Origin of the sequence: Halolamina pelagica (genome assembly GCF_001307315.1) — an archaeon.
GTDB classification, from domain to species: Archaea; Halobacteriota; Halobacteria; order Halobacteriales; family Haloferacaceae; genus Halolamina; species Halolamina pelagica_B.
The window spans coordinates 1,509,737-1,535,556 of record NZ_LGUC01000001.1 but is presented as its reverse complement, the minus strand read 5'-3'; the positions used below and the strand labels follow the sequence as shown (position 1 = coordinate 1,535,556).

28 protein-coding genes and 5 pseudogenes are annotated in these 25,820 nt (G+C 67.2%); 17 read left to right on the top strand and 16 right to left on the bottom strand.

Annotated features, from left to right (window positions below):
• Positions 1 to 29: 29 nt before the first annotated feature.
• Positions 30 to 2,186, bottom strand: a complete 2,157-nt coding sequence (gene fdhF / locus SY89_RS08095) for a formate dehydrogenase subunit alpha (RefSeq protein WP_054583829.1) — start codon at positions 2,184 to 2,186, stop codon at positions 30 to 32.
• A gap of 210 nt (positions 2,187 to 2,396) precedes the next feature.
• Between fdhF and SY89_RS08090 the strand changes: the two genes are divergently transcribed.
• Complete coding sequence (locus tag SY89_RS08090; RefSeq protein WP_054583828.1) at positions 2,397 to 3,482, top strand: bactofilin family protein; 1,086 nt, start codon at positions 2,397 to 2,399, stop codon at positions 3,480 to 3,482.
• A 9-nt stretch (positions 3,483 to 3,491) separates the two neighbouring features.
• Here SY89_RS08090 and SY89_RS08085 read toward each other — a convergent pair whose 3' ends face one another.
• From SY89_RS08085 to SY89_RS08075, 4 genes and pseudogenes are all read right to left on the bottom strand, one after another.
• Positions 3,492 to 3,749: a hypothetical protein gene (locus SY89_RS08085; protein ID WP_054583827.1), complete on the bottom strand. Its 258-nt coding sequence runs from the start codon at positions 3,747 to 3,749 to the stop codon at positions 3,492 to 3,494.
• Positions 3,750 to 3,840: 91 nt separating this feature from the next.
• A complete protein-coding gene (locus SY89_RS18355) occupies positions 3,841 to 4,224 on the bottom strand; it encodes an iron-sulfur cluster assembly scaffold protein (protein ID WP_239685649.1) in 384 nt (127 codons plus the stop codon).
• Between the two features lie 48 nt (positions 4,225 to 4,272).
• Positions 4,273 to 5,483: pseudogene (locus SY89_RS08080) on the bottom strand (aminotransferase class V-fold PLP-dependent enzyme); the annotation flags it as partial.
• 57 nt (positions 5,484 to 5,540) lie between these two features.
• Complete coding sequence (locus tag SY89_RS08075) at positions 5,541 to 6,998, bottom strand: amidohydrolase family protein (RefSeq protein WP_054583826.1); 1,458 nt, start codon at positions 6,996 to 6,998, stop codon at positions 5,541 to 5,543.
• Positions 6,999 to 7,127: 129 nt separating this feature from the next.
• Here SY89_RS08075 and SY89_RS08070 point away from each other — a divergent pair, with 129 nt between their 5' ends.
• Positions 7,128 to 7,481 (top strand): hypothetical protein, encoded by a 354-nt coding sequence (locus SY89_RS08070; protein ID WP_054583825.1) that lies wholly within the window; start codon positions 7,128 to 7,130, stop codon positions 7,479 to 7,481.
• Positions 7,482 to 7,539: 58 nt separating this feature from the next.
• Here SY89_RS08070 and SY89_RS08065 read toward each other — a convergent pair whose 3' ends face one another.
• From SY89_RS08065 to SY89_RS08060, 3 genes and pseudogenes are all read right to left on the bottom strand, one after another.
• Positions 7,540 to 7,806 carry a hypothetical protein gene (locus SY89_RS08065; RefSeq protein ID WP_054584690.1) on the bottom strand — a complete coding sequence of 89 codons (267 nt, stop codon included), beginning with the start codon at positions 7,804 to 7,806 and terminating at the stop codon, positions 7,540 to 7,542.
• 16 nt (positions 7,807 to 7,822) lie between these two features.
• Positions 7,823 to 8,083, bottom strand: a pseudogene (locus SY89_RS15880) (ubiquitin-like small modifier protein 1); the annotation flags it as partial.
• Positions 8,080 to 8,463, bottom strand: coding sequence for a hypothetical protein (locus SY89_RS08060; RefSeq protein WP_054583824.1), 384 nt, complete (start codon positions 8,461 to 8,463; stop codon positions 8,080 to 8,082). The gene SY89_RS08060 and the pseudogene SY89_RS15880, both read right to left, overlap by 4 nt.
• Positions 8,464 to 8,641: 178 nt before the next feature.
• On the opposite strand from SY89_RS08060, the pseudogene SY89_RS08055 reads away from it, so the two are divergent.
• Positions 8,642 to 10,575 (top strand): annotated as a pseudogene (locus SY89_RS08055) (aldehyde ferredoxin oxidoreductase family protein).
• A gap of 48 nt (positions 10,576 to 10,623) precedes the next feature.
• Here the strand turns inward: SY89_RS08055 and SY89_RS08050 are convergent.
• The gene (locus SY89_RS08050) at positions 10,624 to 10,839 is read right to left on the bottom strand and encodes a hypothetical protein (protein ID WP_054583823.1); all 216 of its coding nucleotides are present in this window, start codon (positions 10,837 to 10,839) and stop codon (positions 10,624 to 10,626) included.
• Between the two features lie 84 nt (positions 10,840 to 10,923).
• Here SY89_RS08050 and SY89_RS08045 point away from each other — a divergent pair, with 84 nt between their 5' ends.
• The 6 genes from SY89_RS08045 to SY89_RS08025 all read left to right on the top strand — a co-directional run bounded on the left by SY89_RS08045 (position 10,924) and on the right by SY89_RS08025 (position 16,434).
• The gene (locus SY89_RS08045) at positions 10,924 to 11,952 is read left to right on the top strand and encodes a zinc-binding dehydrogenase (RefSeq protein WP_054583822.1); all 1,029 of its coding nucleotides are present in this window, start codon (positions 10,924 to 10,926) and stop codon (positions 11,950 to 11,952) included.
• Positions 11,953 to 12,256: 304 nt separating this feature from the next.
• Positions 12,257 to 12,922 (top strand): hypothetical protein, encoded by a 666-nt coding sequence (locus tag SY89_RS08040; protein ID WP_054583821.1) that lies wholly within the window; start codon positions 12,257 to 12,259, stop codon positions 12,920 to 12,922.
• Positions 12,923 to 12,948: 26 nt separating this feature from the next.
• Entirely contained in the window at positions 12,949 to 13,080 is a 132-nt protein-coding gene (locus SY89_RS19060) for a hypothetical protein (RefSeq protein ID WP_275575401.1), read from the top strand.
• A gap of 76 nt (positions 13,081 to 13,156) precedes the next feature.
• On the top strand, positions 13,157 to 14,554 hold the full coding sequence (locus tag SY89_RS08035) for a sodium:solute symporter family transporter (RefSeq protein WP_054583820.1): 1,398 nt from the start codon (positions 13,157 to 13,159) through the stop codon (positions 14,552 to 14,554).
• Positions 14,555 to 14,704: 150 nt separating this feature from the next.
• Positions 14,705 to 15,043, top strand: a complete 339-nt coding sequence (locus SY89_RS08030) for a hypothetical protein (protein ID WP_054583819.1) — start codon at positions 14,705 to 14,707, stop codon at positions 15,041 to 15,043.
• Positions 15,040 to 16,434, top strand: a complete 1,395-nt coding sequence (locus SY89_RS08025; RefSeq protein WP_054583818.1) for a M28 family metallopeptidase — start codon at positions 15,040 to 15,042, stop codon at positions 16,432 to 16,434. Before SY89_RS08030 ends, SY89_RS08025 begins: the two co-directional genes overlap by 4 nt.
• Before the next feature lie 18 nt (positions 16,435 to 16,452).
• On the opposite strand, the gene SY89_RS08020 is transcribed toward SY89_RS08025, so the two are convergent.
• A complete protein-coding gene (locus tag SY89_RS08020; protein ID WP_054583817.1) occupies positions 16,453 to 17,178 on the bottom strand; it encodes an SDR family NAD(P)-dependent oxidoreductase in 726 nt (241 codons plus the stop codon).
• 69 nt (positions 17,179 to 17,247) lie between these two features.
• Positions 17,248 to 18,197: pseudogene (locus SY89_RS08015) on the bottom strand (LLM class flavin-dependent oxidoreductase).
• A gap of 240 nt (positions 18,198 to 18,437) precedes the next feature.
• Between SY89_RS08015 and SY89_RS08010 the strand changes: the two are divergent.
• The 8 genes from SY89_RS08010 to SY89_RS18325 all read left to right on the top strand — a co-directional run bounded on the left by SY89_RS08010 (position 18,438) and on the right by SY89_RS18325 (position 22,042).
• Entirely contained in the window at positions 18,438 to 19,019 is a 582-nt protein-coding gene (locus SY89_RS08010) for an alpha/beta fold hydrolase (protein ID WP_239685558.1), read from the top strand.
• A gap of 73 nt (positions 19,020 to 19,092) precedes the next feature.
• Entirely contained in the window at positions 19,093 to 19,284 is a 192-nt protein-coding gene (locus SY89_RS18350; RefSeq protein WP_239685557.1) for an alpha/beta fold hydrolase, read from the top strand.
• A 170-nt stretch (positions 19,285 to 19,454) separates the two neighbouring features.
• The gene (locus SY89_RS18345) at positions 19,455 to 19,823 is read left to right on the top strand and encodes a hypothetical protein (RefSeq protein WP_239685556.1); all 369 of its coding nucleotides are present in this window, start codon (positions 19,455 to 19,457) and stop codon (positions 19,821 to 19,823) included.
• On the top strand, positions 19,823 to 19,951 hold the full coding sequence (locus SY89_RS18340; RefSeq protein WP_239685555.1) for a hypothetical protein: 129 nt from the start codon (positions 19,823 to 19,825) through the stop codon (positions 19,949 to 19,951). Before SY89_RS18345 ends, SY89_RS18340 begins: the two co-directional genes overlap by 1 nt.
• Before the next feature lie 203 nt (positions 19,952 to 20,154).
• Entirely contained in the window at positions 20,155 to 20,799 is a 645-nt protein-coding gene (locus SY89_RS08000; RefSeq protein ID WP_054584689.1) for a helix-turn-helix domain-containing protein, read from the top strand.
• 90 nt (positions 20,800 to 20,889) lie between these two features.
• Positions 20,890 to 21,135, top strand: coding sequence for a hypothetical protein (locus SY89_RS18335; RefSeq protein WP_239685554.1), 246 nt, complete (start codon positions 20,890 to 20,892; stop codon positions 21,133 to 21,135).
• A 20-nt stretch (positions 21,136 to 21,155) separates the two neighbouring features.
• A complete protein-coding gene (locus SY89_RS18330; RefSeq protein ID WP_239685553.1) occupies positions 21,156 to 21,359 on the top strand; it encodes a hypothetical protein in 204 nt (67 codons plus the stop codon).
• Positions 21,356 to 22,042, top strand: coding sequence for a hypothetical protein (locus tag SY89_RS18325; RefSeq protein WP_239685552.1), 687 nt, complete (start codon positions 21,356 to 21,358; stop codon positions 22,040 to 22,042). Before SY89_RS18330 ends, SY89_RS18325 begins: the two co-directional genes overlap by 4 nt.
• 12 nt (positions 22,043 to 22,054) lie before the next feature.
• Here the strand turns inward: SY89_RS18325 and SY89_RS18320 are convergent, their stop codons facing one another.
• The 5 genes and pseudogenes from SY89_RS18320 to SY89_RS07975 all read right to left on the bottom strand — a co-directional run bounded on the left by SY89_RS18320 (position 22,055) and on the right by SY89_RS07975 (position 25,798).
• Positions 22,055 to 22,903, bottom strand: a complete 849-nt coding sequence (locus tag SY89_RS18320) for a sensor histidine kinase (RefSeq protein ID WP_239685551.1) — start codon at positions 22,901 to 22,903, stop codon at positions 22,055 to 22,057.
• Between the two features lie 242 nt (positions 22,904 to 23,145).
• Positions 23,146 to 23,487: pseudogene (locus SY89_RS18315) on the bottom strand (PAS domain S-box protein); the annotation flags it as partial.
• Positions 23,488 to 23,685: 198 nt separating this feature from the next.
• Positions 23,686 to 24,066, bottom strand: coding sequence for a PaaI family thioesterase (locus SY89_RS07985; RefSeq protein WP_054583815.1), 381 nt, complete (start codon positions 24,064 to 24,066; stop codon positions 23,686 to 23,688).
• 42 nt (positions 24,067 to 24,108) lie between these two features.
• On the bottom strand, positions 24,109 to 24,915 hold the full coding sequence (locus tag SY89_RS07980) for an enoyl-CoA hydratase/isomerase family protein (protein ID WP_054583814.1): 807 nt from the start codon (positions 24,913 to 24,915) through the stop codon (positions 24,109 to 24,111).
• On the bottom strand, positions 24,887 to 25,798 hold the full coding sequence (locus SY89_RS07975) for a 3-hydroxyacyl-CoA dehydrogenase family protein (RefSeq protein WP_054583813.1): 912 nt from the start codon (positions 25,796 to 25,798) through the stop codon (positions 24,887 to 24,889). Before SY89_RS07975 ends, SY89_RS07980 begins: the two co-directional genes overlap by 29 nt.
• Between the last annotated feature and the right edge of the window lie 22 nt (positions 25,799 to 25,820).

The window sequence follows — 25,820 nt, the reverse complement described above, 5'->3', positions numbered from 1 at the left end:
ACCGAGTCGATCCCGGAGCGGGGGATCGGTCAGTCGTCCGCCGGGGCGTCGTCGGCGGGCTCGATGCCGACGTCGATCTCCGCGGCGGCCGCCTTGTACTCCGGGATCTTCGCCCGTTCGTCGAGCACGTCGTTGGTGAGTCGGTTGGCCGAGGCGGCCGCGAAGTGCGGCGTCGTCCAGACGACGCCCTCCTTGATGTCCTCGGTCACGTCCGCGCGGACGGTGATCTCGCCACGGCGGGAGCGCAGCCGCACCGTATCGCCGTCCTCGATGCCGTAGCGCTCGGCGTCGTTGGGGTGGACGTCGACGAAGTTCTCGGGCTCCTGCCGCGACAGCGTCGGCGAGCGCCGACTCATCGTCCCGGTGTTGTAGTGTTCCTCCAGCCGTGCGGTCGTGAGCACGAGCGGGTACTCCTCGTCGGGCGTCTCCTTCGGTTCCTGGTGGACGACGCCCTCGATGCGGCCGAGCCCGTCGTCAGTCTCGAAGTCGTCGGCGTAGAGGTAGGAGTCGCCTTCGTCGCCCTCCTCGTAGCAGGGCCAGTGGATCCCCTCCTCGCCCAGCGCGTCGTACGTCATCCCGTGCATGATCGGGCAGACCTCACGCAGTTCCTCGAACACGTCCTCGGGGCCGTCGAACTCGAACCCCTCCCCGAACAGCCGCGTGCCCACCTCGGAGAGGATCTCGAGGTCGTGGCGGGTGTTCTCGTGCACTTTGTGGACGCCGCGCATGCGCTGGACGCGGCGGTCGGTGTTGGTGACGGTGCCGCCGCGCTCGGCCCACGTCGTCGCCGGCAGCACCACGTCCGCCAGCTCCGCGGTCTCGGTCATGAAGATGTCCTGGACGACGAGGAAGCCGAGCTCCTCGCGGAACCGCTGCTCGGTCTGGTTGCCGTCGGGCTCGCTCATGATGGGGTTCTCGCCCATCACGTACAGGCCGTGGACGGTGTCGCCGATCGCGTGGGAGATCTCGACGTTCGTCAGCCCGGGCTCGCTGGGAATCTCGAAGCCCCAGACCTCCTCAACGGACTCGCGGGCCTCGTCGTCGTCGACGAGCTGGTAGCCCGGGAGCACGTTCGGCATCGCACCCACGTCGCAGGTGCCCTGGACGTTGTTCTGCCCCCGCAGGGGGTTCACGCCGGCGCCGGGCTTCCCGAGGTTCCCGGTGATCAGCGCGAGGTTGATCTCGTTCTGGACGTTGTCGACGCCGCAGGTGTGCTGGGACATCCCCATCCCGGTGAAGATGGCGGCGTCGTTGGCCATCGCGTACTTCTCGGCGGCGAGTTCGATGTCCGCGAGCGGGACGCCGCACTCCTCGGCGGCGGCCTCCTTGTCGAACCCTTCGAGCGTCTCTTTGAGGTGGTCGAACCCTTTCGTCCGCTCCTCGACGAAGCTCTCGTCGATCCAGCCGGCGTCGGGCTCGGCCTCGTGGCGTTCGAGGATCGTCTTCAACACGACGTTCAGCAGGGGGATGTCCGTCCCCGGCTCCAGCTGGAGGTGCATGTGCCGATCGGTGCCCTCGATGTCGAAAGACTCGGTCGTCTTGTTGGCGTGGGGATCGACCTGGATCACCGTCGCGCCCTCTAGCACCGCCTGCCGGAAGTACTGGCTGTTGGCGATGGGGTGCTGCTCACCCGGGTTCGCGCCCTGGATCCACAGCACGTCCGCCGACTCCTCCAGGTCGGCCATGCTGTTGGTCATCGCGCCCATCCCGAGGCTGGTCCGGAGCGCCCAGACCGTCGACGCGTGACACATTCTGGTGCAGTTGTCGATCTGGTTCGTGCCGTAGCGGCGCGCGAGCTTCTGGAGCAGGTAGTTCTCCTCGTTGAACGTCTTCGAGGAGCCGAAAAAGCCCATCCCGTCGGGGCCGTGCTGCTCGCGGATCGCCTCCATCTCGTCGACCACGCGGCTGAGCGCCTCGTCCCACGTCGCCTCCCGGAACGCGCCGTTTTCCTTGATCAACGGCTCGGTCAGGCGGTCCTCGTGGTCGACGACCTGCGTCGCCGCGCCGCCTTTGATGCAGACGCTGCCCTCGTTGACGGGCGCATCGCCCCAGGGCATGAAGTTCATCTCGCCGCGCTCTTCGCCCTCCCGGACCCGGATGCCACAGCCAACGCCGCAGTACGGACAGATCGTCTTCACCGGCTCGTCGGCGTTACCATGACGCTCACCCTGATACGCGCTGTTCATACGTCGTAATCGGTCGCGTCAGTCAATTAGTGTGTCGGTGGGTCCCAATCTCGCTCACTGTTGTCCGAGCAACCCCGCCTCGGGCGCGTGCGCCGGGCCCGACTCATGGAGTGGCGCGGTACCACGGTGTCCCGGGCTGAGACCGCCGCATCTGGGCGCCTGCGCGTAGTTACAAAGTACTAATATGTCGCGCGGTTCATCTGTACGTAGATGATTCGTACTGACAGCGACCGGAGTCGCCGTATCGCCGCCCTCGCCGCCGTCGTCGTCGTGCTTCTCTCGCTCGCGAGCGGTGTGGCCACGGCCCAGTCCACCGGACAGGTGGGCGGAACGATCGTCGTCGGGCCCAACGAGACCGTCGACGGCATCCAGGGCGTCGCGGGCACGATCGTGGTTCGCGGGACGGTCGACGGCGACCTCTCGGGCACCGCAGGAACGATCCGGATCGCGGAGTCCGGGACAGTTACCGGCAACGTCCAGGGCGCCGCCGGGAGCGTCATCGTCGCCGGGACGGTCGAGGGCGACGTGCAGATCGGCGCTGGATCGTTCGATCTCACGGAGACGGGGGAGATCGGCGGCGACCTCGACGTGGGCAGCGGTAGCGTCTTCGTCGACGGCACGGTCGGTGGGAACGTCAAGGCGGGTGGGAGTACCGTAACGCTCGGCCCGAACGCCGACGTGGCCGGGGAGTTCCGCTACGACGCCGAACAGTTCACCCAGAGCGGCGACGCGTCGGTCGCCGGTGACGTTGTCGAGGACAAGAGCCTCCGTGGCGAGTCGAGCGGCTTCGGCGGGTTCTCGACCCCGTCGTGGTTCGACACCGCGTTCGGGTTCGTCACGAGCCTCCTGCTCGGCGCGATCCTGCTGCTCGTCTTCCCCCGGTTCTCCGCCGGCGTCGCGGCACGGGTGGGTGGTTCACCCATCGTCACGTTCGGTGTCGGCCTGCTGACGCTGGTCGGCGTCCCGATCCTTCTCGTACTCGTGGCGGTGACGATCGTCGGTATCCCGTTCTCGCTGGCCGGGTTCGCCGGGTTCCTGATCACGCTCTGGATCGCGAGCGTGTACGGCAAGTACGCCGTCGGTTCGTGGCTGCTCTCGCTGACCGAGACGGAGAACCGGTGGCTCGCTCTCCTCCTCGGACTCGTGGGGTTCCTGCTGCTGGGACTGATCCCGGTCGTCGGCGGCCTCGGCGAGTTCGTCGCGACGCTGCTCGGCCTGGGTGCACTCGCCCTCGGCCTGCGGGAGAGCTACGAGAACCGGGACGGACGATCCGTCGAGACGACGGGGACGGACTGAGCGGCGACGCTAATCGAACGCGCGCCACGAGCGCGAGGCGCCCGGGAGCCCTTTCACTCTGACTTCCCGGGCGTCGTCGCCCTCCCGGAGTTCGATCACGCAGTCGTACGCGTCGCTCGCGAGCAGTGCCAGTGCCTCGTCGGCGTCGGTCGCCGTCGTCACGTCGAGTCGGTCGTCCTCGCGTTCGAGTCGCCCCGCGGCGGCGTCCACGAACGACGAGTCCGGATCCACGTGGAGCACGCGGACCGTGTCGGGGTGTGTCTGCATCGGGAGAGCCTCGTGTGGCCGCGACTTTCGCCGGGCGGGCTATAACCGTGTGGGCCGCGGGAGGAGGCCCCCTGTGGTGCCGAGACGCCCGCTACGTCGCCGACGGGGACTCTTCGACTGTCCCCTCGGCGTCCAGATATTCGCGAGCGGCCTCGCGGATCACCTCCTCCGGCCCGACGACGCAGTCCCGGCGGAGGTCAGGGAACTGGCCGTCGAGCATCGCCGCCACCTCGCCCTCCATCTCGGCGGCCTCGGCGAGGGTGCGGCCCTCGAGGTACTCGGTGATGAGGCTGGCCACGGCTCGGCTCACGGCACAGCTCTCGCTCTCGAACGCCAGCCGCTCGATCGTCCCGTCCGGCGCGATGTCGACGTGGAACTCCCCCTCGTCGCCGCAGGCGGTCTCCTCGGAGGACTTGACCAGCGACGGGTCGGCGAGGCCACCGCTGTTGTGCGGGTTCCGGTGGTGTTCGTACAGGCGGTCCGCGTAGCGGTCCGAGCGCAGGTAGGCGTCGAGCTTCGCCGCCGCGTCGTCGATGGCGTCGAGCAGCCGGTCGATCTCCTCGGTCGTGTTGTAGACGTAGAACGACGCCCGGACCGAGCCCGGCACGTCGAGGCGGTCGTGCAGCGGCTGGGTGCAGTGGTCCCCGGCGCGGACGGCGATCCCGCGGTCGTTCAGCAGGGAGGAGAGGTCGTGGCCGTGGACGCCGTCGACGTTGAAGCTCACCAGCCCCGTGCGCTCCTCGCCCGGGCCGGGGCCGTACGTCTCCACGTCGTCGCGGGCCGCCAGGCGTTCGAGCGCGTACTGCGCGAGCCGGTTCTCGTGCTCGCGGACCCAGTCCATCCCGAGGTCCTCGAGGTAGTCGACCGCGGCCCCGAGCGCGATCCCCTCCGCGATCGGCGGCGTGCCGGCCTCGAACTTCCAGGGCAGGCCGTTCCACGTCGATCGGTCGAACGTCACGTGCTGGATCATCTCGCCGCCGTAGAGGAACGGCTCCATCTCCTCGAGCAGCTGTTTCCGGCCGTAGAGGCCGCCGATCCCGGTCGGGCCGGCCATCTTGTGCCCCGAGAACGCGAAGAAGTCCGCGCCCAGATCCGTCACGTCGACGGGACGGGTCGGCGCCGACTGGGCGCCGTCGACGAGCAGCACCGCGCCGGCGTCGTGGGCGAGGTCGGCGAACGTCCGCACGGGCGTGACCGTTCCCAGCACGTTCGAGACGTGTGGGACCGACACCAGTTCCACGTCGTCGTCGATCAGCGACTTGGCGTGCTCGATATCGACGTGGCCGTCGTCAGTGACCCGGACGAAACGGAGCTCGGCACCGGTCCGCTCGGCGACCTGCTGCCACGTCACCAGCGAGGCGTGATGCTCCATCTCGGTCGTGACGATCGCGTCGCCGGGGCCGAACTCCGGGAGCGCGAGGCCGTGGGCGACGAGGTTGATGCTCTCGGTGGTGTTCCGGGTGAACACCATCTCCTCGCGGCCGCCCTCGGCGCCGACGAACGCGGCGACCCGGTCGTGGGCGGCTTCGTACGCCAGCGACGCCTCGTGGCTGAGTTCGTGGATGCCGCGGTGGACGTTCGCGTTGTAGCCGGCGTAGAACTCCTCGAACACTTCGTACACTTGCCGCGGGTGTGGGTGGTTGCGGCGTTGTCGAGGTACGTCAGTGGATGGCCGTTCACTTCGCGGTCGAGGACGGGGAACTCCTCGCGTACGTCGGCGACGTTCGGGGACATGCGACGACCATACCTCCCATTCGTGTTAAATGTTCTCGCGTGTCGCCGCGCCCGTCCTCAGCGTTCCCGAAGCGACTGGAGTGCGAGCCGGGATAGCAATCGTGCGGGCCCCCGCTTCGGGAGGTCGGAGAAAAGCTCCCGGGCGCCCGGCGGGTCGGCGCCGCCGAGGCCGATCTCCCAGCCCGACTCGGCTGCGAAGCGGTCGACGGCGTCGGTCGCGCGCTCCCGGACTGCCTCGGCGTCCATCGTCAGCACCTCGCCGTCGTGCAGCACGAACTCGCCGTCGACGATGACGGTGGCCACGTCCGCCGCGCTGGCGTTGTTGACGACCTGTGCCGGGACGTTAGTCAACGGCGTGAACTTCGGTGTGTCCACGTCGAGCAGAACCAGGTCGGCCCGCTTCCCCGGCTCGATACTGCCGGTCTCGTCGCCGATGCCCAGCGTGCGAGCGCCCTCGGTGGTGAGCATTCGTACCAGCTCCATCGAGTCGTACTGCCCCGCGGTCCGCTTGAGGTTGGCCGCGAGGCGGGCCTGTCTGGCCTCGCCGAACAGGTCGTAGGAGTCGTGCCAGTAGTGGTCGTCGATGCCCAGCCCCACGTCGACCCCGGCATCGCGGAGTTCGGGGACGGGCGTCCACTGCATCTCCGGGTCCGGGTTCCAGTAGCAGAACACCGACGGACAGTGGGCGACCGAAGCGCCCGCGTCGGCGGTCCGCCGGATGTCCTCGTCGTCGGCGACGCGATAGTGGGCGCCAAGCAGCCGCTCGTTCAAGAGGCCGACCTCCTCCAGCAGGTCCAGCGAGTCATCGGCGCCGTTGGCCCGGCCCATCGTGTCGCTCTGGTCGAGTTCGAGCAGATGCGTGTGGACGAGCAATTCGGGGTACTCGGCGGCGAGGTCGGCGGTCCGCACCCAGAGGTCCCGGGAACACGACCAGTCGTCGTGCGGGCAGACCGTCGCGCGGATACGGCCGTCGTAGCTCTCGTGGTACTCCTCGACGAACGCCCGGGCCCGGGCGAACTGCTCGTCCACCGGCACGTCGAAGAACAGATCGCTGATCGCCGGTCCGAAGAAGCCTCGCAGGCCGGCGTCGCCGAACGCCTCCGCGCCCGCCGCGGGGCGCAGGTCCATCGAGTTCACCGTCGTCACGCCACCCAGCAGGAAGTTCAGCGCCGCGAGTTCGTAGCCGGCGTCAGCGAGGTACTGGAGATCGCCCTCCGCGAACCGTTCGTAGATCGCCGTCATGCTACCCATCATCTCGCCCAGCTCGAGGTCGCTGAACGCGCCGATGAGGGGCGTCAACTCCAGATGGGTGTGGGCGTTGACCAGCCCCGGCATCGCGAGCATTCCCTCGGCGTCGATCACCTGGTCCGCGTCGGCACCCCGGTCAGCATCACGGCTCGTCCGCACCTCGGTGATCTCGCCGTCCTCGATGCGGACCGTCCCGCGCTCGAACAGTCGGTTCCGGTCGTCGACGGTCAGGACAGTGGCGTCGTGGAGCAGTATCTCGTTCGTCACGGGCTGGCACCTCCGGCGGATCGGCGTCGCTCGGGGACCATCGTGTCGGCGAGTTTGGAGTTCGCCCGCAATCAAGGCTGGTTGTTTCGGTGGGCAACGCCTATGGATCGGCACGCCTACCTTCCGACGATGGACGACGACCGCACGTTCGCACTCGAATCCCGCCTCACCAACCACGGCTGTTACCTCCAGTCGGTCGCCGTCGAGGGCGACGCCTACCGGCTCACCTACCAGTCCGCCGCCGCCGACCAGCACGGCGAGATCCCCCACCAGCAGGTGGGCGACGTGGTCAACGACTTCCGGAAGCTGTTCGACCGGCGCGACTGGCCCGTCCGGGACGTGGAGGCGACGGTCACCGCCCTGGACGATGAGCGGCTCGGCGCGTGGCGGGCCGACGCCGACTGGTTCGACGCGCTCGAAGCCGGCGAGATGACCGAGGTAGAGTTCTCACAGCGCGTGCTCGACAGCCTCGAAACCGCCTGATACGGCACAGGCCTGCAGCGACGGTCCGGTCAGCCGCCAGCCCGCTGCGACCGCCCGATCAGCCACCCGCGCGCATCGCCTTCCGGGAGAAATCCGCGACGAGCTGCTCGAAGTTCTCCTCGCCGAACTCGTCGTCGGCCTCGAACGCCACGGAGACCTCGGTCAGTTCGATCGAGGGGCCGATCGCGACTTTCTCCGCCGAGAGGTCGACTCGCCAGTCGTCGGCCTCGACCGTCGTGTCGTCGACGGCCGTGCCGCCGAGGTTCTCGAGGTAGTTCCGCGCGAGCCGCATCGATATCCCCCGGAACTGCTTCTCCCTGCGCATCATCCGCCGGCGACAGGGGGAAGATGCTGAGCCGGTCGCCGTCTTCGAGCACGGTCTCCATCCCGTCGAGATGCAGCGCCTCGCGGCCGCTTTTGAGCACGTTGATGTGCGGCCGCAGGTCGTCGTCTTCGATCAGTTGGCCCGCCAGCTCGTCGTACTCGGCCTCCAGTTCGTACAGCACGTCGCCGATGGTGGTCCCTTCGGGGAACTCCCGCTCGACGACTTTCTGCCCGACGGCCTGCCGGAACGTCGCGAAGAAGCGAAGCTCGACGTTCATCGGTCCCCGAAGCGAATGCCGTCCTCGACGAGGCGTTGGTTGCGCTCGCGGTCCAGCGCCTCGCCGAGTACGTCGTGGTCGTACAGCTGTGCGATCAGTTCGGCGTAGAGGTTCCGCCACGAGATGGCGTAAATCGGCGACTGGCCCCACGCGCGGAGCTCGGGGATGAACTCGTCGAACCGCTCCATCCGTGACTCGATCCGCTCGACGGCGTCGAGGACGTAGCCGACCGCCTCGCTGTCGTCGTCCGCCGCCTCGATCGCGTCGTTGATGCGGCGCTCCCACCCGGCCACCGCCTCGCGCATGTCCTTGCGCGCGTCGTCGTCACCGGGCAGGGAATCGAGGATCGGTTCCGGAGCGCCGAGTGTGACCGTCTCCATGGCTGTGAGTGGGGCGGCAACGCGGATAAAGCTCCCGGCGCAGGAAACCGCATGACAGCGCCCGGATTGCTCCCCAGTCCCGCACGGTCTCGCCGGTGGGGTAGTAAACGAATGTGGTTACAATCGTGTGAGAACGACTAACAGCTGATAGCCCCTATGTAAGTAACGAGCATTACTTATGACTGACCTCGGAGGATTCCACGACAACGTCGCCCGTATCGACCTCAGTGCGGGTGATGTCGACTACGAGAGCATCGACAACGAGGACGCGCGCAAGTACATCGGCGGGCGCGGCCTCGGCGTGAAGTACGTGTTCGACAACGGGCCGGACGTCGAACCGCTGGGCGAGGAGAACTTACTGGCGTTCATGAACGGCCCGCTCACGGGGACGCAGGCGCCGATGAGCGGCCGCATCGCCGTCGTCACCAAGTCCCCGCTGACGGGGACGGTAACCGACTCTCACCACGGTGGGTGGAGCGGCGCCCGCCTGAAGTGGGCCGGCTTCGACGGCCTCCTGTTCGAGGGAAGGCCGACAAACCCGTCTACGCCGTCGTCGAGGACGGCGAGGTCGAGCTCCGTGACGCCAGCCACATCTGGGGCGATGGCCTCCACGACGCCATCGACACCCTCGAGGAGGAGGTCGACGGCGCCTACGGCAAGAACCTCTCGGCGATGGCCATCGGCCCCGGCGGCGAGAACCAGGTTCGGTACGCCTGCATTATCAACGAGGACGACCGCGCCTCGGGTCGAGGGGGCACCGGCGCGGTGATGGGGTCGAAGAACCTCAAGGCCGTCGTCGTCAAGTCGGGCACGGAGATGCCCAAGCCGGCCGACCGCGAGACGTTCATGGAGGGACACAAGGCCGCGATGCAGGCGATCCAGGAGTCCGACGTGACCGCGCCCAACGAGGGCGGGCTCTCGGTGTACGGGACGAACGTCCTGATGAACCTGACCGAGGAGATGGACGGCCTGCCGACCCGGAACGGCCGCTTCACCTCCACCAGCACGGAGGCCGAAAAGGAGCCCGACGACCTCAACATCGACTCCGAGAAGGTCTCCGGGGAGAACGTCGAGGAGAACATCCTCGTCGACGACCCGACCTGTCACTCCTGCCCGGTCGCCTGTAAGAAGGAAGTCGAGGTCGACGTGCACCACAAGGGCCAGGACCTCAACGTCCGGATGGAGTCCTACGAGTACGAGCCCGCGTGGGCGCTCGGCCCGAACTCGATGAACGACGACCGCGACATGATCGCGGTCATGATGGACCGGTGCAACGATCTGGGCATCGACAGCATCGAGACCGGGAACATCCTCGCGTTCGCGATGGAGGCCACCGAGAAGGGCTACATCGACGACGCTGACGGTATCGACTGGGGCGACGTGGACGCGATGACCGAGATGATCGAGAAGATCGGTCAGCGCGAGGGCGACTTCGCCGACACGCTCGCGGAAGGGCAGAAGCGCGCCGCCGAAGCACTCGACGCCCACGACTGCCGCCTCGACGTGAAGGGCCAGGCGATCGCCGCCTACGACCCGCGCGGCATGAAGGGGATGGGGATCGGCTACGCCACCTCGAACCGCGGCGCCTGCCACCTGCGCGGCTACACGCCCGCCGCGGAGATCCTCGGCATCCCGGAGAAGGTCGACCCGACCGAGTGGGAGGGGAAGGGCGAACTCACTGCGGCGTTCCAGGACCTGCATGCCATCTCGGACTCCTTCGACATCTGCAAGTTCAACGCCTTCGCCGAAGGGATCGAGGAATACATCGACCAGTACAACGGCATGACCGGCCGCTCCGTGGGCGAGGAGGAGCTCATGGAGGCCGGCGAGCGCGTCTACAACCTCGAACGCTACTACAACAACCTCGCCGGCTTCGACGGCGACGACGACACGCTGCCGGGGCGCTTCGTCGAGGGTGACGAGGACGCTGTGCCTGCCGGCGGCGGTATCGAGGGCGAACTCTGCGAACTCGACGCGATGAAGCAAGAGTACTACGACCACCGCGGCTGGGTCGACGGCGTCGTCCCCGACGAGAAGCTCCACGACCTCGGTATCGACATGGGGCCGGGCACTGGCGTCTCCACCGACAGCTCGGCACCGGCAGACGACTAGGGTGATCGCCGACGCGAACAGTCGGCGACGCTGAGAAGCGGCGCGGCGCTACTCGGCGGCGTCGGCGTCGCCGCGCTTGAGCCGCTTTTTCAGTTCGTCCGCGGGCCCCACTTTCTCCGCGACCGTAGCGCCGATCAGCGCGCCGAAGCCGGCGCCCGTGCTCGCAGCGTTCTTGCCGACCAGCCCGCCGAGTCCACCACCGAGGGCGGCGCCGGCGGCGGCGAACTGTGCGCGTCGAACCGCGTGCTGAATGCGTTTCTTCATAGAGGACAGTATAACCTGACAGGACAAAAACCCGTCGGCGGTTCTGACCCGCGGCTTTTTGCCCTGCACACGCGACTTACGAGTATGCGGACCGCCCACATTACCCAATACGGGACCCCAGAGGAAGCGCTCTCAGTCACCACCGTGGACGATCCCGAGCCCGGTCCGAACGAGGTGCGCGTGGCGGTCGAGGCGGTCGCACTCAACCACCTCGACGTGTTCGCCCGGACAGGTCACCCCGGCGACGAGGGCGACTTCCCGAAGCGGACGGGCTGTGACATCGCGGGCGTCGTCGACGCCGTCGGCGACGACGCCGACGATACGTGGGTCGGCGAGGAGGTCGTCGTCTACCCGGGGGTCTCCTGTGGCGAGTGTGAGTTCTGCATGGCCGGTGAACACACGATGTGCCCCGAGTACGAGATCATCGGCGAGGACCGACCCGGGGGGCTCGCGGAGTACGTCGTCGTCCCCGAGTGGACGCTCGAACCCAAACCCGCGTCGCTCGACTTCGTCGGCGCCGCAGCGGTGCCGGTGACGTTCACGACCGCGTGGCGGATGATCGTCACTGCCGGCGAGCTCAGACCCGCCGAGTCCGCGCTGATCCTCGGCGCCAGCGGCGGCGTCGGCAACGCCGCGCTCAAGATCGCCGATCGGCTCGGGGCGACCACCTACGCCACGACCTCGACCGCGGCGAAAGCCGACGTCGTCGGTGAGTACGCCGACGAGGTGATCGACTACACCGAGGTCCCGTTCGACGAGGCGGTGATGGACCTGACCGACGGCCGCGGCGTCGATCTGGTCGCCGAACACGTCGGACAGGCGACGTGGCAACAGTCGATCGACTCGCTGGCGATGGGCGGCCGGATGGTGGTCTGTGGCGCTACCTCCGGCCCGGACCCGGACATCGACATCCGGTCGGTGTACCAACACCACCGACAGATCCGCGGCGCGCCCATGGGCAACCGACAGGATTTCCGGGACGTGCTCTCGTTGGTCGCCGACGGCGAACTCGACCCGCGGATCGACCGGGTACTCTCACTGGACAAGATCGCCGAGGGCCACGCCGCCATCGAGGACCGCGACGTGATCGGGAAAGTCGTGATCCGGCCCTGACGGCGCCGACCGTGTGACAGCCAAGCCGGCTGTTGTGAGAAACGTATCGGATAGGGGAAACATGTTGTCGCTCACAATCCGATTGTTTGGTTTGCCGTTTTAGCTCCGTTACTCGGTGATTTTGCCAGTCTCGAAACTAATCGTATTCCCAATATATACAGAATTTGGGAAAATCTATTTATAAATCGAGAGTACATGCCCCTGTGTAACGCACCACAACGAACCATGCGTCCCTTACCCAACCATGCTTCGTCGACCAACCTGTAGCAGATCCGTCGGAACCGCGCTTCTCGCGGCGTTTCTCGTGGCTGGACTGATCCTCGGGCCCAGCACGGCCGCCGCGCAGGACGCTTCGCCGTCAGTCGACCTGACGGGGACGTCGATTGCGGTTGACGGCGGCGAGACCAGCACCGTCACCGCCGAGTACCAGTTCGAGATCGGCTCGGCTGGTAGCGGCGAGAACGAACTCGCCTCGATCAGCGGCACGATGTGGCAGCTGCCGGACCGTGAGATCGGCGACATCTCCGCCACCGTCGACGGCGAGAGCGTCGACGCGTCAGTTACCGAGGAAGATCGCCACTTGTCGGTCTCGGTACCCGTCGCCGACGTTAGCGACGGCGACACCGTCACTGTCACCCTCGAGTACGAGGTCGCCGGCCCGGCTGGCGACCTCAGAGTCCCACTCTGGGTGCCGGAGTACTCGACGCCCGGACAGGCGAACGTCGTCGACGCCACCCTGACGCTGCCCGAGGGCACGACCGTCTCCGGCAGCGCGTTCCCGAGCCCGACGGCCGTCGACGGTAACACCGCCACCTACGAACTCCTGCACGTGCCGGGGTTCGTCGCGGCCGAGTACGGTGAATCCGGCCCCGGTATCCTCTCCGAGGATACGCTCTACTCGCTGCTCGGGGTGGTTGTGATCGTCGGCGTCGTCGTGGGAGGACTGGCAATCGACCGCAAGACGGCTTGATACGAGACATGGCATCACTAATCGCAATGCTCGCACCGTTCGTCATCGTCGGCTTGCTGTTCGTGACGGGCGCGATGCTGTGGGCACGACATAAAGGACAGGAGGTATCGGAACAGGAGATCGGTAGCGAGGACCTCGAACGTGGAGGTGGTCGCTGATGGCGGTTATCGGTACCGTGAGCTGGGTGTTCGTCATCACCCTGGCGCTGTACTTCCTCGTCATCTTCGGGATCGGGTGTACGGCTACCTCAAAACCCAAGACGAGGACGACTTCCTCGTCGCGAACCGCGAGATCGGGCCCGCTGTCGGGTCGGCGACGCTCTCGGCGACACAGATGAGCGCCGGAACGTTCGTGGGCACGATCGGCGTCCACTACCTGACGGGCGTCAGCTTCATCTACATCTGGGTCGGCCTGTGGCTGGGCTGGCTGGTCTCGCTGGTGTTCGTCGCGCCGCAGATGCGCCGCTTCGGCGAGATCACTGTCCCCGACTTCATCGCGGTACGATTCGGCGACGACGGCGCCGGCGGTGATCGGATGCGCGCGTTCTCGGCGCTGCTGATCGTCGTCGCCTACACCGTGTACATCAGCGCCCAGTACACCGGCGCCGGCTTGATCTTCCAGTCCATCTTCGGCGTCTCGACCCAGGTCGGGATGGCGATCATGGTCGCGATCATCATCGCCTACACCGCCTTCGGCGGGATGCGCGCGAGCGCGCTGTCGGACTTCGTCCAGATCATCATCATGACCGTCGGCGCGATCATCGCGATCCCGATCCTGCTGGGCAACGTCGGCGGCATCGGCGAGCTGGAGCTGATGCTGACCTCGCTCAACCCGGCGTACATCGGCTGGGCGTTCACGCCGCTCGAGGTCGGCACCATCGCGCTCGCGTTCGGCTTCGGGATGCTCGGCGCGCCCTACGAGATCGTCCGCATCTACTCGATGCGCGACGAGCAGACGGTCCGGTACGCGATCGGGACGACGCTGATCTTCCAGATCCTGATCGCGACCGGCGTCGCGGTGGTCGGGATGAGCATGCGCGTGCTCTACCCCCAGCTCACCACGCCCGACCTCGCGAGCGTGATCATGAGCATCGACGTGCTCGGGCCGATCCTCGGCGCGCTCGTCATCGGCGCGGTGCTCTCGGCGATGCTCTCCACAGTCGACTCCATCATGATCGTCTCGGGGGGCGCGATCGCTCACGACATCTACGCCGAACTCCTCAACCCCGAGGCCAGCGAGAGTCGGAAGCTGTGGGCGAACCGGCTCGCGGTGATCTTCGTCGGGATCGTCCCGTTCTTCCTGGCGCTGTACGGCGAGGCGCTGGGCGGACTGGTGCAGTTCATCGTGCTGCTACAGGCCGCGATCATCGGCGCGACGTTCTCGATGCCGCTCCTGCTGGGCTTACACTGGGAGCGCATCAACACCCCCGGCACTTTCGCCGGAATGATCCTGGGTTTCGCGTCGGTGCTCGTGTGGCACTTCGGCACTGATGCCGGCGTCATCACCGGCGTCCTGGCACAGATCGACCCGGTCGTGCCGGGCGTGCTCATGTGCCTGGTCGGGATGGTCGTCGGCTCCTACCTCACCTCGGAACCCTCGCGGGAGGCACTCGCGCCGTTCTTCGACGCCTAACTCCCCCGAGGTGTTCCGCTGACCGCGAGCCACTCGGCTGCGGTCCCGAAAGAGCCGATCCGGACCGACCCGCATCAACCACCCGAGAGAGCGGTTCGACTGATAGCCGGCACACGAAGGACTATACACACGTTCACCAACCACATAGACATGCTCGACCCCATCGACAGATCGACTGAAGCAGCGCTCGGAGACCGAGTGGACCCGGAGGAACTCCAACGCCACGTCGACGCGTTCGACGGCACCGAGCGGATCTCGGGCACCGACGATGAGTGGCAGGCCAGCGAGTACGTCGTCGAGACCCTGCGAGAGTACGGCTGTGAGGCCGAGATCCACGAGTTCGAGGGGTACATCAGCGTTCCCGAGGACGCCCAGGTCGACGTGACCACACCGACCCGGGAGACGTTCGACGAGGCCATCACCACCTCCTTCGGCGCGAGTACGCCCCCGGCGGCGTCTCGGGGGACGTCGTCCGCGTCGACGACGTGACCGAGGAAGCCGTCGCCGCCGCGGATCTCGACGGCAAGATCGCTTTCACCACGGGGCTGCCGACCCCCGAGCCGATCCAGCTCCTCGACGCCGCCGGCGCGGCGGCGGTGATCTACCAGTCCGTCAACGCCGACCAGCTGCACGAGATGATCGTCACGCCGGTGTGGGGGACCCCCGGGCTCGACGACGCCGAGGATATCCCCGACCTGCCCGTGGCGCAGGTGACCCACGACGCCGGGGACTGGCTCCGCGAGCGCTGTGCGGCGGGGCGAGTCGAGGCGACCGTGACGACCGAAGTCACGACCGAGCTCACGACGCTCCCCTGTCCAGTCGGGCGGATCGACGGCACCGAGAGCGACCGCTACATGGTCGTCGGCAATCACGTCGACTCCTGGTACGAGGGGATCACCGACAACGCGACCGCGATGGCGGCGACGCTCGAACTCGCCCGGATCTTCGCCGAGGACCCGCCCGCACGGGGCCTGGTGTTCGGCTTCTGGCCCGCGCACTCGACCGGCCGCTACGCCGGCAGCGCGTGGTGGGCCGATCAGCAGTGGCTGGACCTTCGGGAGAACGGCGTCGCCTACTACCACCTCGACCTCAACGGCCTGCAGGGCGCCGACGGGCTCTGGCACCAGGAGATGGCCGAACTTGGCGACGAACATCTCGACGTGCTGGAGAGCGCGGGCGACCTCCCGCTGCTGGACGGCGGCGGCGACGGGAACTTCCTCGGCGCCGATCGCCCAGCACGCAACTCCGACCAGTCGTTCTGGGGCGCCGGCCTCACCTCGCTGCTCTCCGGCGCGCGGCTCGAGCCCGGCGAGGCGGGCGGCCCCGTTGGCGGCGGCTGGTGGTGGCACACGCCCGCTGACACCCGTGACAAGGTCGATATCGGCGTGCTGGCCGAGGAGACCCGCATCGCTGTCGCGCTGGCCAGCCGGATCTGTGACTCGCCGACGCTCCCCCACGATTTCCGGGCGACCGTCGCGGACGTACGCGAGCAAGTGGCGGCGGTCGAGGCCGAAACCGACCGGGAGTTCGCCGGGGTGCACGACGACCTCGATGCGTTGGCGGACGCCCTCGAAGCCGCCTACGGCGTCATCGAGGGCGTCGACGCCGTCGGCTCCGACACCGCAGCAGCCGCGGAGGATCTGCAGGTCGCCCTCGGCAACGAGCTGGTGCCGGCGCTGTACAACAGCGTCCGCGACTACGATCAGGAGCCCGCCCTGCCCCACGAGCCGCTGCCGGAACTCCGGCGCGCGGCGGGCGTCGACGGCACGAGGCGAGAGGAACGGTTCGCCGAGACCACGCTGACCCGCGAAGTCACACGGCTGCGGCACCGCCTGCGGAACGCCCGCGAGGCGGCCGAGCGGTTCGTCGAAACGCAGTAGCGCCGACGCCCGATCGCCTCAGACCAGCCCCGCGCCGCCGTCGACGTCGACGACGGCGCCGGTCATGTAGCTCGCCCGCTCCGAACAGAGGAAGTCGATCAGTTCCGCGGCCTCCTCGGGCTGGCCGAGGCGCTGAAGCGGCACACGGTCGGTGAACGACTCGATCCCGTCCTCGGTCCAGAGCCCCGAGTCGGTCGTCAGCGGGGTCTCCATCAGTCCGGGGACGATACAGTTCACGCGGACGTGGGGGCCGAGCTGTTTGGCTAGCCCCTTCGTGAGGCCGAAAATGCCGGCCTTCGAGGCGGAGTAGTGGACGCCGCCGCTGGCGGAGCCTTTCTTGCCGGCGCCCGAGGAGACGTTCACGACGGTGCCGCGCTCGCGCTCGTACATCCGCGGCGCCGCGGCGTGGACGAGGTTGTACTGCCCGGTGAGGTTCACGTCCATGATCTCGTGCCACTCCTCCGGGCCGAGGTCGCCGATCCACTCGTACCGGGAGATGGCGGCGTTGTTGACGACGGCGACCACGTCGGCCCGCTCCTCCACGTCGTCGACGATCTCCTGGATCCGCTCGTGGTCGCGCACGTCGGCGACGTAGCCCGCCACGTCGTCGAACTCCTCGGCGACCTCGCGCATGGTGTCGTCGACGTCGATGCCGGCGACGAGATCGTACCGCTCCCGGAGCAGATCCACAGTCGCACGCCCGATACCGCTTGCCGCACCTGTCACGATGGCTGCGTCGGTCATACGTGTGCGTCGGCGCCAGTCACCTTACGTGTTCGGCAAGCGGTGACGTACCACGCCCAACCGCCGGGGTCAGTCGAACTGCGGCGCGACTTCTTCGGCGAACAGTTCGGGCCCCGTCGTGTCCGGGAAGTCGACGAACTCGAGGACGATCTCCTCGAACCCGGCCTCGCGGTAGCGCTCGATGTCGGCGGCGACCTGCTCAGGGGTGCCAACCAGGTGGAACTCGTCGTCCTCGAAGTTCTCCGGACGGAACCGCGGGATCGCGTCGAGCAGTTCCTCGACCGCCGCCTCGGTCTCACGGATCACACAGCGGGCGAACCACGACTTCTCGATGGCGTCGAAGTCGGTGCCGTACGTCTCGCAGTGGTCACGGAGCACGTCGAGTTTCCCCCGGAGCATCTCGAGGTCGCCCCAGTAGTTCCACGTGTCGGCGTGTTTGGCGGCGATGCGGAGCGTGAACTGCTCGCCGCCGCCGCCGATCATGATCGGTGGGTAGGGATCCTGTACCGGGTGCGGGCGTCCGTCGGCGCCGTCGAGCTGGTAGTAATCGCCGTCGTAGTCCACGTCGCTGCCGGTCCACAGCGCCTGGCAGACCTCGACCGTCTCCTCCATCCGGCGCAGGCGGTCCGGCGCGTCCGGCCAGTCGTAGCCGAACGCCTCGGCCTCGTCCTGCTTCCAGCCGGCGCCCATCCCGACTTTCAGCCGCCCCCGGAGACGTGGTCCAACTGCGCGAGCGCCTTCGCCAACAGCGGGCCGTGGCGCAGCTGATCGTTGAACGTCTTGGGGTAGAGGTACACGTCGTCGGTGGCGCCCGCGAGGCCGGCGAGCGTCGAGAACCCCTCGGTCGTCGGCCCGGCGCCGGCCATGATGTGGTCCGGAACTGCCAGCCCGTCGAACCCCAACTCCTCGACGGCGACGGCGTAGTCGCGCTGTTTCGCCCACTCGAGCTCCTCGCAGAACGCGAGCGTGCTGTACTCCGAACTGCCCGCACAGACGGGGACGTTGACGGCGAACTCCATGTGTGGATATCCGGTTCTTGGTACTTGATGGCACCCTTCGCGGCGAACTGGGTGCCCGGCGTCGCCTCGAAGGCGATCACCTGGGCTTGACGACCCCGCAGCCCCTCCCCAATCGTGAGTCCGGTTCACGAGAGTACTTAAACCACCGTACAGATCCGGGAGTAGTCACATCCACGATCGGCCCGTACCAGTTGTTGAATGACGACACCGACCGTCGAAGCGCACGACGAAATATCGGAGTTGGACGAAGCACGACACGAAACGACCACGATTGCCGGTGACCGTGACCTCCGGTACGCGGAGTACGGAGATCCGAACGGCTCGCCGGTCGTGTTCCTGCACGGAACACCCGGGTCGAGTCGCCTGGCAGCGCTGTTCGATTCGGCGGCCGCACAGTCCGGGGTCCGCCTGCTCGCCCCGGACAGACCTGGGTTCGGTGAATCGTCACCGTGGCCCGAGAGAGCCGTCAACGACGCCCCTCGGTTCCTGACGCCCGTTCTCGACGACGCCGGCGTCGATACGGCCGGCCTCGTGGCGTTTTCCGGCGGCAGCCCCTACGCACTGGCGACGGCGGCGACGGTCCCGGACCGAATTACGCGAGTCGACGTCGTCGCCGGCGCCACACCGCCGACCACTGACGACGAGACGCCTGCCGTCCAGCGACTCCTTACGGGGCTCGCCACGACAACACCGAGGATACTCCGTGGCCTGTTCAGGGGGCAGGCGTGGCTGGCCGATCGGCTCGACCCGTCGTTCGTCACTGCACAGTACACTACGGGGGGAACGACGGATCCATCCCCCACGAGACGGGGGCGGTCGTGAAGCGAGACTTCGTCGAGGCGTTTGCACAGAGCCGCCAGGGAGCCGTGACAGAGTTCCGCCACACGGCCAGTGATTGGGGATCGACTACGCCGACATCGACGCCGAGGTGACGTTCTGGCACGGCGAGAACGACACCAACGTCCCGATCGGCGGGGCTCGTCGCCTCGCGACGGCGATACCGACCGCCGAGTTGCACGCTATCGAGGACGCGGACCATCTCGGAACGCTCCTCGAGTGTACGCCGGAGGTGTTGAACACGTACTGATGGCTGGCTCGCTCAGCTTCCCTGAGCGCCTGCGGAGCGTGCGTATCAGTGAGTCGCCCGGTGACCGGTTCGGCACTATCCTCGTGCTCACGGTACTCCCGGTTCCGCTGATCTCGCTACTGTACGCAGTCCACAGCACCGTCACTGGGACGTCGCCCGGGTCGTACTCGATGCCGACCGGGTATCTGTTCTACGGCGTGGTCAACCTGGCCGTCGTCGGACTGCTGTACACGCTCTTGACGCCCACCGGGCGATCGGCCGTATTCCGCTTCCGGTGGCCTTCAGTGACCGAGGCGGCTGCGGCGATCGCCGCCTTCGTCGTCGGGCTTGGGGTGTATCAGGCGACGGCCCAACTGAACGCCCTGCTCGGCTACGATCTGCAGGGACTGTCGTATTCGTTGCGCGATCCGACGGCGGTGGCCGTCGTCGTGGTTGGCGCAGTCGTGCTGGCGCCGATCACCGAAGAGATCCTCTATCGGGGCTCGTACTCGAAGCGCTTACCGAGCGAGGGTTCGGGCCCGTCGTCGCGACGGTGTTGATGACGCTACTGTTTGCGGTGATCCACCTCCCGAACTTCGGTGTCGCCGGAACGGTCTTCATCGCCGTTTGGGGGTTCCTCCCGGCGATCCTCCGGCTGCGGTACGAGAACCTCACGGGGCGGTGTTGATGCACATGCTGAACAACTGTTTCGCCTACGTCGTCACCGTCGCGGCGGGGTGGGCCTGATTCGACGATGTCGTGGCTCTGTTCCGTACGTCCGATCGGTTCAGGCTGGAGTCCAGCCTCGGACCGTCTCACCGGTCGCGGCGTCGACGCCGACTGATCACGCTAATTAATATGCCGTTCAGCCAAACCGCCTTCACGGTCGGCATGAAACGGATTCAGTTCTCGGCGACGTATCCGGCGGAGTTCAAGCATCCACTCCACCGAAAAATCATGGACGGCACCCCCATCCAGCGCGCCGAGTTGCTCATGTGGACGCCGACGGCGGACGCGACGACGTTGTTGTGGTGCGATGGGGATCGTGAGGCTACTGCGGCGGTGATCGACGAGATCGACTCGTTGGTGACGAGCAATCTGGTCCAAGATATCGACGGGACGTACGCCTTCCTCCAGCAGTCAGCCTACGAGTTCCCGACAGCCGTACTCGAGACGATGGCTGACTCCGCCGTGATCTTCCTCCCGCCCGTCGTGTTTCTCGACACCGGATCAGTGACGTTCGAGGCGGTGGGGGAAGCGACGGCCCTCCGTCGGTTTTACGACGAACTCACCGCGCTCGCCGACGTCACGATCGAGCAGGTCGACGTCTTCGAACGAAAACACGCCTCGTCACCGCTCACCGATCGGCAACGGGCGGCACTGGACGCCGCGATCTCGGTGGGCTATTACGAGGTCCCCCGCGATGGAGCCATCACGGATGTCGCACGCGTTCTGGACTGTTCACCGAGCACCGCGGGCGAGTTAGTCCGGAAAGCCGAGGCCGCGGCGATACGGGCGTACTGTGACGTGGACTGAGTCGACACCGAACCGCGGGCCGGTTGCTCGGGTGGGTACTCCCGGAGCGACTGCCGGGGACGTTTAGTACCAGCTCCCACAGCACGGGGTATGGACGAGCCAGCGGTGTTCGATCACGTCGTCGACGAACTCACTGCCCGGAGCTTCGAGCCGCTGGTCCACGTGCCGGCAGCCCACGAGGAGACGTACGCCGACGTACTCGATCGGTGCGAGCGCCACGAGATCACGATCCGGGGGCGCTACCCCGACGTGATCGGCTTCACGAACGCCAACCGCGTGTTCGCGGTCGAGGTGAAGGGGCGAGCAACCTCCTGCGCGGGATCGGCCAGGCGCTGACCTACCAGCAGGGCGCCCACGTGTCCTACCTCGCCGGCGACGCCGACGCCGTTGCCCAGCACACCGATCTCCTGCGGGCGAAAGGCGTCGGCGTCATCGGCGTCGACGACGGGGGACTCGACAGCTGGCGCCGCCCCCGAGCGTCGAGGCCGACACCGAAGTCGCCGACGTCGAGGGGCAGCTCGCGGTACGACTCCGCGGCAACGCGTTCGGCGGCGACGTGACGACGCTCAGCCTCGCCCAGCCGCTGAACTACCTCGCGCCAGTCGTCGCCGTCGACCGCCACGGCCCCCTCGCCCGCGACGAACTCGTCGACGCGCTGGCGGACGAGTACGGCTTCGGTGCCGGCGACGCCGCCGTCGCCAGCGCGCGGACGCTCGGCCTGCTGACGGGGGAGCGACCGCACGAACTGACCGAACAGGGTGAACTCTCCGCGACGGTGCTCCGGGGCTACGGCGTGGAAGCGCTCGACGACCTCCGCCTTCTGAAAGCGGAGACTCGCGGCTCGACGGTCGCCGAACGCCATCGCCCGCTGGCGATCCTGCTCCGGAACGCCTTTTCGCGCCACCCCGAGTTCGGGCTACTGCTCGACGCGCTTCGCGCCGAGGGCCCGCGCGTTCACTTCCTCGACCTCGTCGAGCGGCTGGTGCACGAGTACCCGAACGTGTTTCTCGGGGCGTTCTGTACGACCCGCGGCGCCGTTCGGGCCCGGCAGTTGATCGAGAGCGGCCAGACCCGGCGGCTGTACGCCGATCAGTCCGTCTGGCGGGACGTGATCCGGAACAACGTCCTGTTCAACTTCGTTCAGCAGCTCAAACACGTCGGCGTGCTCTCGCCGGCGACCCTGAGCCACTCGGGCGCGATGAGCGAGTACGACCCCGACGAGAAGCCGTGGATCCTGGCGTAGGCGCCCGCCCAGTTACGACAGTTCGCCGTCCTCGGACATCTCGATCTCGAAGCGTGCGCCGCCCGCCGTTCCGTCGGTCACAGCCAGTTCCCAGCCGTGGGCTTCGACGATCCGCTTCACGATGGTCAGCCCGAAACCAGTCCCACCTTTCGCCGACGAGTGCCCCGCTTCGAACACCCATTCGCGCTCGTCCGCGGGGATCCCTGGCCCATCGTCTTCGACGTAAATTCCCTGTTCGCCGTGGGAGCCGACACGGACGGTCACGTCCGAACCACCGTGTTCGACTGCGTTCCGGAACAGGTTCTCGAACACGTGACGTAATCGGTCGGGGTCGCCCTCGAACGTCACATCGTCGACGATTTCGATGGTCGCGTCGCCGGTATCGACGGTCGCCCAGCACTTCCCCACGAGGTCAGTCAAACTCACCGGCTCCGTATCGGTTATCGTGTCACCTTGCCGAGCGAGCGTCAGGGTGTCCTCGACGATTGCCTCCATCCGATCGAGCGCGTTGAGCAGTGGCTCGAGATGGTCGCTTTCGGCCTCTTCGGCGAGCAGCGTCGCACGACCCTGTGCGACGTTGAGCGGGTTGCGCAAGTCGTGTGAGATGACGCTCGCAAACTCGTCGAGGCGTTGGTTCTGCTGGCGGAGTTTTCGCTCCCGTTCGACGCGGTCTGTGACGTTCCGCGTGACTCCCACGAGACGAGTAACGTCGCCATCGCTGATGACCGGGGCCAGCTTCGTCTGCCAGAAGCGTGCCCCCTCGTCGACCAGTAGCTCCTCCTCGTAGGAGATCGGCGTCCCGGCGCTGACACAGCGGTGGTAGTTCGCTTCGAGCCCCGCACCCTGCTCCTCACCGAACACCTCCCGGGTGTCCGTCCCCGCACTTCTTCGGTCGTGATTCCGGTTTGTCGCTCGTAGGAGGGGCTGAGGCGTTCGAACTCGAATGTGACATCGTCCTCGCCCCCTGCGACGTCGACGAGGAAGATCGCGTCCTCGACGTTGTTCAACAGGGCCTCGTACTCGTCGGCGAGCTCCTGCGCTTCGAGTTCGTACGCTTTTCGCTCGGTGATATCTCGACTGCTGAGGAGGATGCCGTCGATGACGCCGTCGTCGAGTCGGTTCCGCATCGTGGCCTCGATCCATCGCCACGATCCGTCAGCGTGCTTGAACCTGACTTCGACAGTCTCGGGTTCGCTGCCGTCCGAAAGCACGCGCTCCACCGCCTCGGCGTTGCGGTCCCGATCGTCGGGGTGAACGAACTCGTACCCTTCGTGGCCGATCAGTTCATCAGGCTCGTAGCCGAGGATCCGTGTAACTGCCGGGCTCACGTACGTTATCGTCCCGTCGGTGTCGACAACCGTCGCGAGATCGTTTACTTCCTCGACGAGCGTCCGATACCACGCAGCCGTCTCGTGGTTTTCGACAGGCGCCGTACCGTCTTTCATGGTCCACGTTTGGCCGGGGCACACAAAAGGGGCTATGCTCCGATAGCGAGGTATCCGGTCACCAGCGATGGCTGATTCAGGGACCACGAGCGCGGTACGGCACTCGTGCGCTGTACGGTCCTGCTAATCTGTCGTCGTCCCCGGTCACCGGGGCGTTCTGTATCGTGGTAGTTGGTTTAATCCGTCGGCAAGCACTGGTCACCCCGTCTTGTACACCCCGCGAGCGTCGGCGACGTGTGTCTCCTCGGTGAACACGCCGACCTCGACGACGCCGATATCGTCGCCGAGTCTCACCACGTCGGCTTCGGCGGCCAGGTCGCCGCTGCCGGGCTCCAAGTAGTCGATGCGCATATCGACGGTCGGCACCGGTTGCTCCACGAGCGAGACCAGCGCCGCGCCGCCGACGGTGTCCGCGAGCGTGAACGTCACGCCGCCGTGGGCCGTCGTTCCCGCGGCGTCCCAGGCCAACTCCTCACGCAGCTCGATTCGCCCCTCGGCGTGACCCTCGCTCACCTCGGTGATCTCGATGCCGAGCAGGTCCGCGAACGGCATCGCCTCGAAGAACGCGTCGATGTCCATACCCACCGTTCCCGCTACGGGGCAAAAACTCCCCTGTGGGTCCTACTCGCCGCGCCACTCGGGCTCGCGGTCCTCGAGGAACGCGTCGATCCCCTCGTCTTTGTCCGCCGTCGCGAACAGTTGGGCGAACAGTTCGGCCTCGTAATCGAGCCCGTCCTCCAGCCCCAACTGCGAGGCGGCCTTGACCGACTCCTTGGCGAACTCCAGCGCGACCGGGCTGTTCGCCGCCATCGACGCCGCGAGGTCGTCGACCGCGTCGTCGAACGCCCCGTCGCCGTGGACCTCGTCGACGAGCCCGATCTCGTGGGCCTCCCGGGCGTCGATCAGGTCGCCCGAGAGGATCAGCCGCATCGCCTGCCCCTCGCCGACGAGGCGCGGCAGGCGCTGGGTACCGCCGCCGCCGGGCATGATCCCGAGGCCGATCTCGGGCTGGCCGATCTTGGCGTCCTCGTGGGCGATCCGGACGTCGCAGGCCTGGATGAGCTCACAGCCACCGCCCAGGGCGTGGCCGTTGATCCGGGCGATCACCGGCATCGGGCAGTCCGCAACGTGTTCGTACACCCGCGGGCGCTTGCTCGCCTCGCGCTGTTCCAACGCGTCCCGCTCTCGGAGTTCGGTCACGTCGGCGCCGGCAGCGAACGCGCCGGCCTCCTCGGCGCCGGTGAGCACGACCACTCGCACGTCGCTCTCGGGGACGGCCTCGACGATCTCGATGAGCTCCTCGCGAAGCTGGGCGTTCAGCGCGTTTCGCGCGTCGGGTCGGCGGAGCGTGATCGTCGCCACGTGCTCGCCCCGACCGCCCACCTCGGCGTCGACGGTCTCACAGTCGGACGCGACGGCTTCGATCATCACTCCTCCCCCAGTCGCCGCTGGTGCCCACGATCTCACCGTCCTCCCAGACGTAGAACCCTTCGCCGGTCTTCTTGCCGAGCTTGCCGGCCCGGACCTTCCGCTTCAGTATCTGCGGCGGGCGGAACCGCTCGCCCAACTCCTCCCGGAGGTGTTCGAGGATGTCCAGTCGCACGTCAAGCCCGACCACGTCGCCGAGCGCGATCGGCCCCTCCGGGTGGTTGTACCCCAGCTCCATCGCGGCGTCGATGTCCTCCGGCGAGGCGACGCCCTCCTGCACCATCCGCATCGCTTCGACGCCGAGCGCGACGCCGAGTCGGGAGGACGCGAACCCCGGCGAGTCCGTCACTTCCACGGGGGTTCGGTCGATCCCCTCGACGAACTCCCGGGCGGCGTCGAGGGTCGCCTCGCTCGTCTGCTCGGCGACCACAATTTCTACCAATTCCATAATGTGCACAGGGTTGAAGAAGTGCAAACCGACCGCACGTTCCGGGCGGTCCAGCGCGCTCGCGATTTCGGTGAGCGAGAGCGAGGAGGTGTTCGAGGCGACGATCGCGTCGTCGTCGACGTGTTCCTCAACGGCTTCGAACGTCTCCTGTTTGATCGCCATCTCCTCCGGAACCGCCTCGATCACGATGTCGGCGTCCGAGACGGCCGCCTCCAGCGACGTGGTACCGGCGAGGCGGTCGAGCGTCGCTGCCTTCTCTTCCTGGGTCACCTTGTCGCGTTCGACGCCGCCTTGGAGGTTCTCCGCGATGGCGTCGAGCCCGTCGTCGACGAACTCCCGTTCGATATCCCGAATCCACACGTCGTGGCCCGCCATGGCCGACACCTGGGCGATCCCGTGCCCCATCGTGCCGGCGCCGAGTACGGCTACGTGCATGTCCGAACGCCGGGGCGGCGCG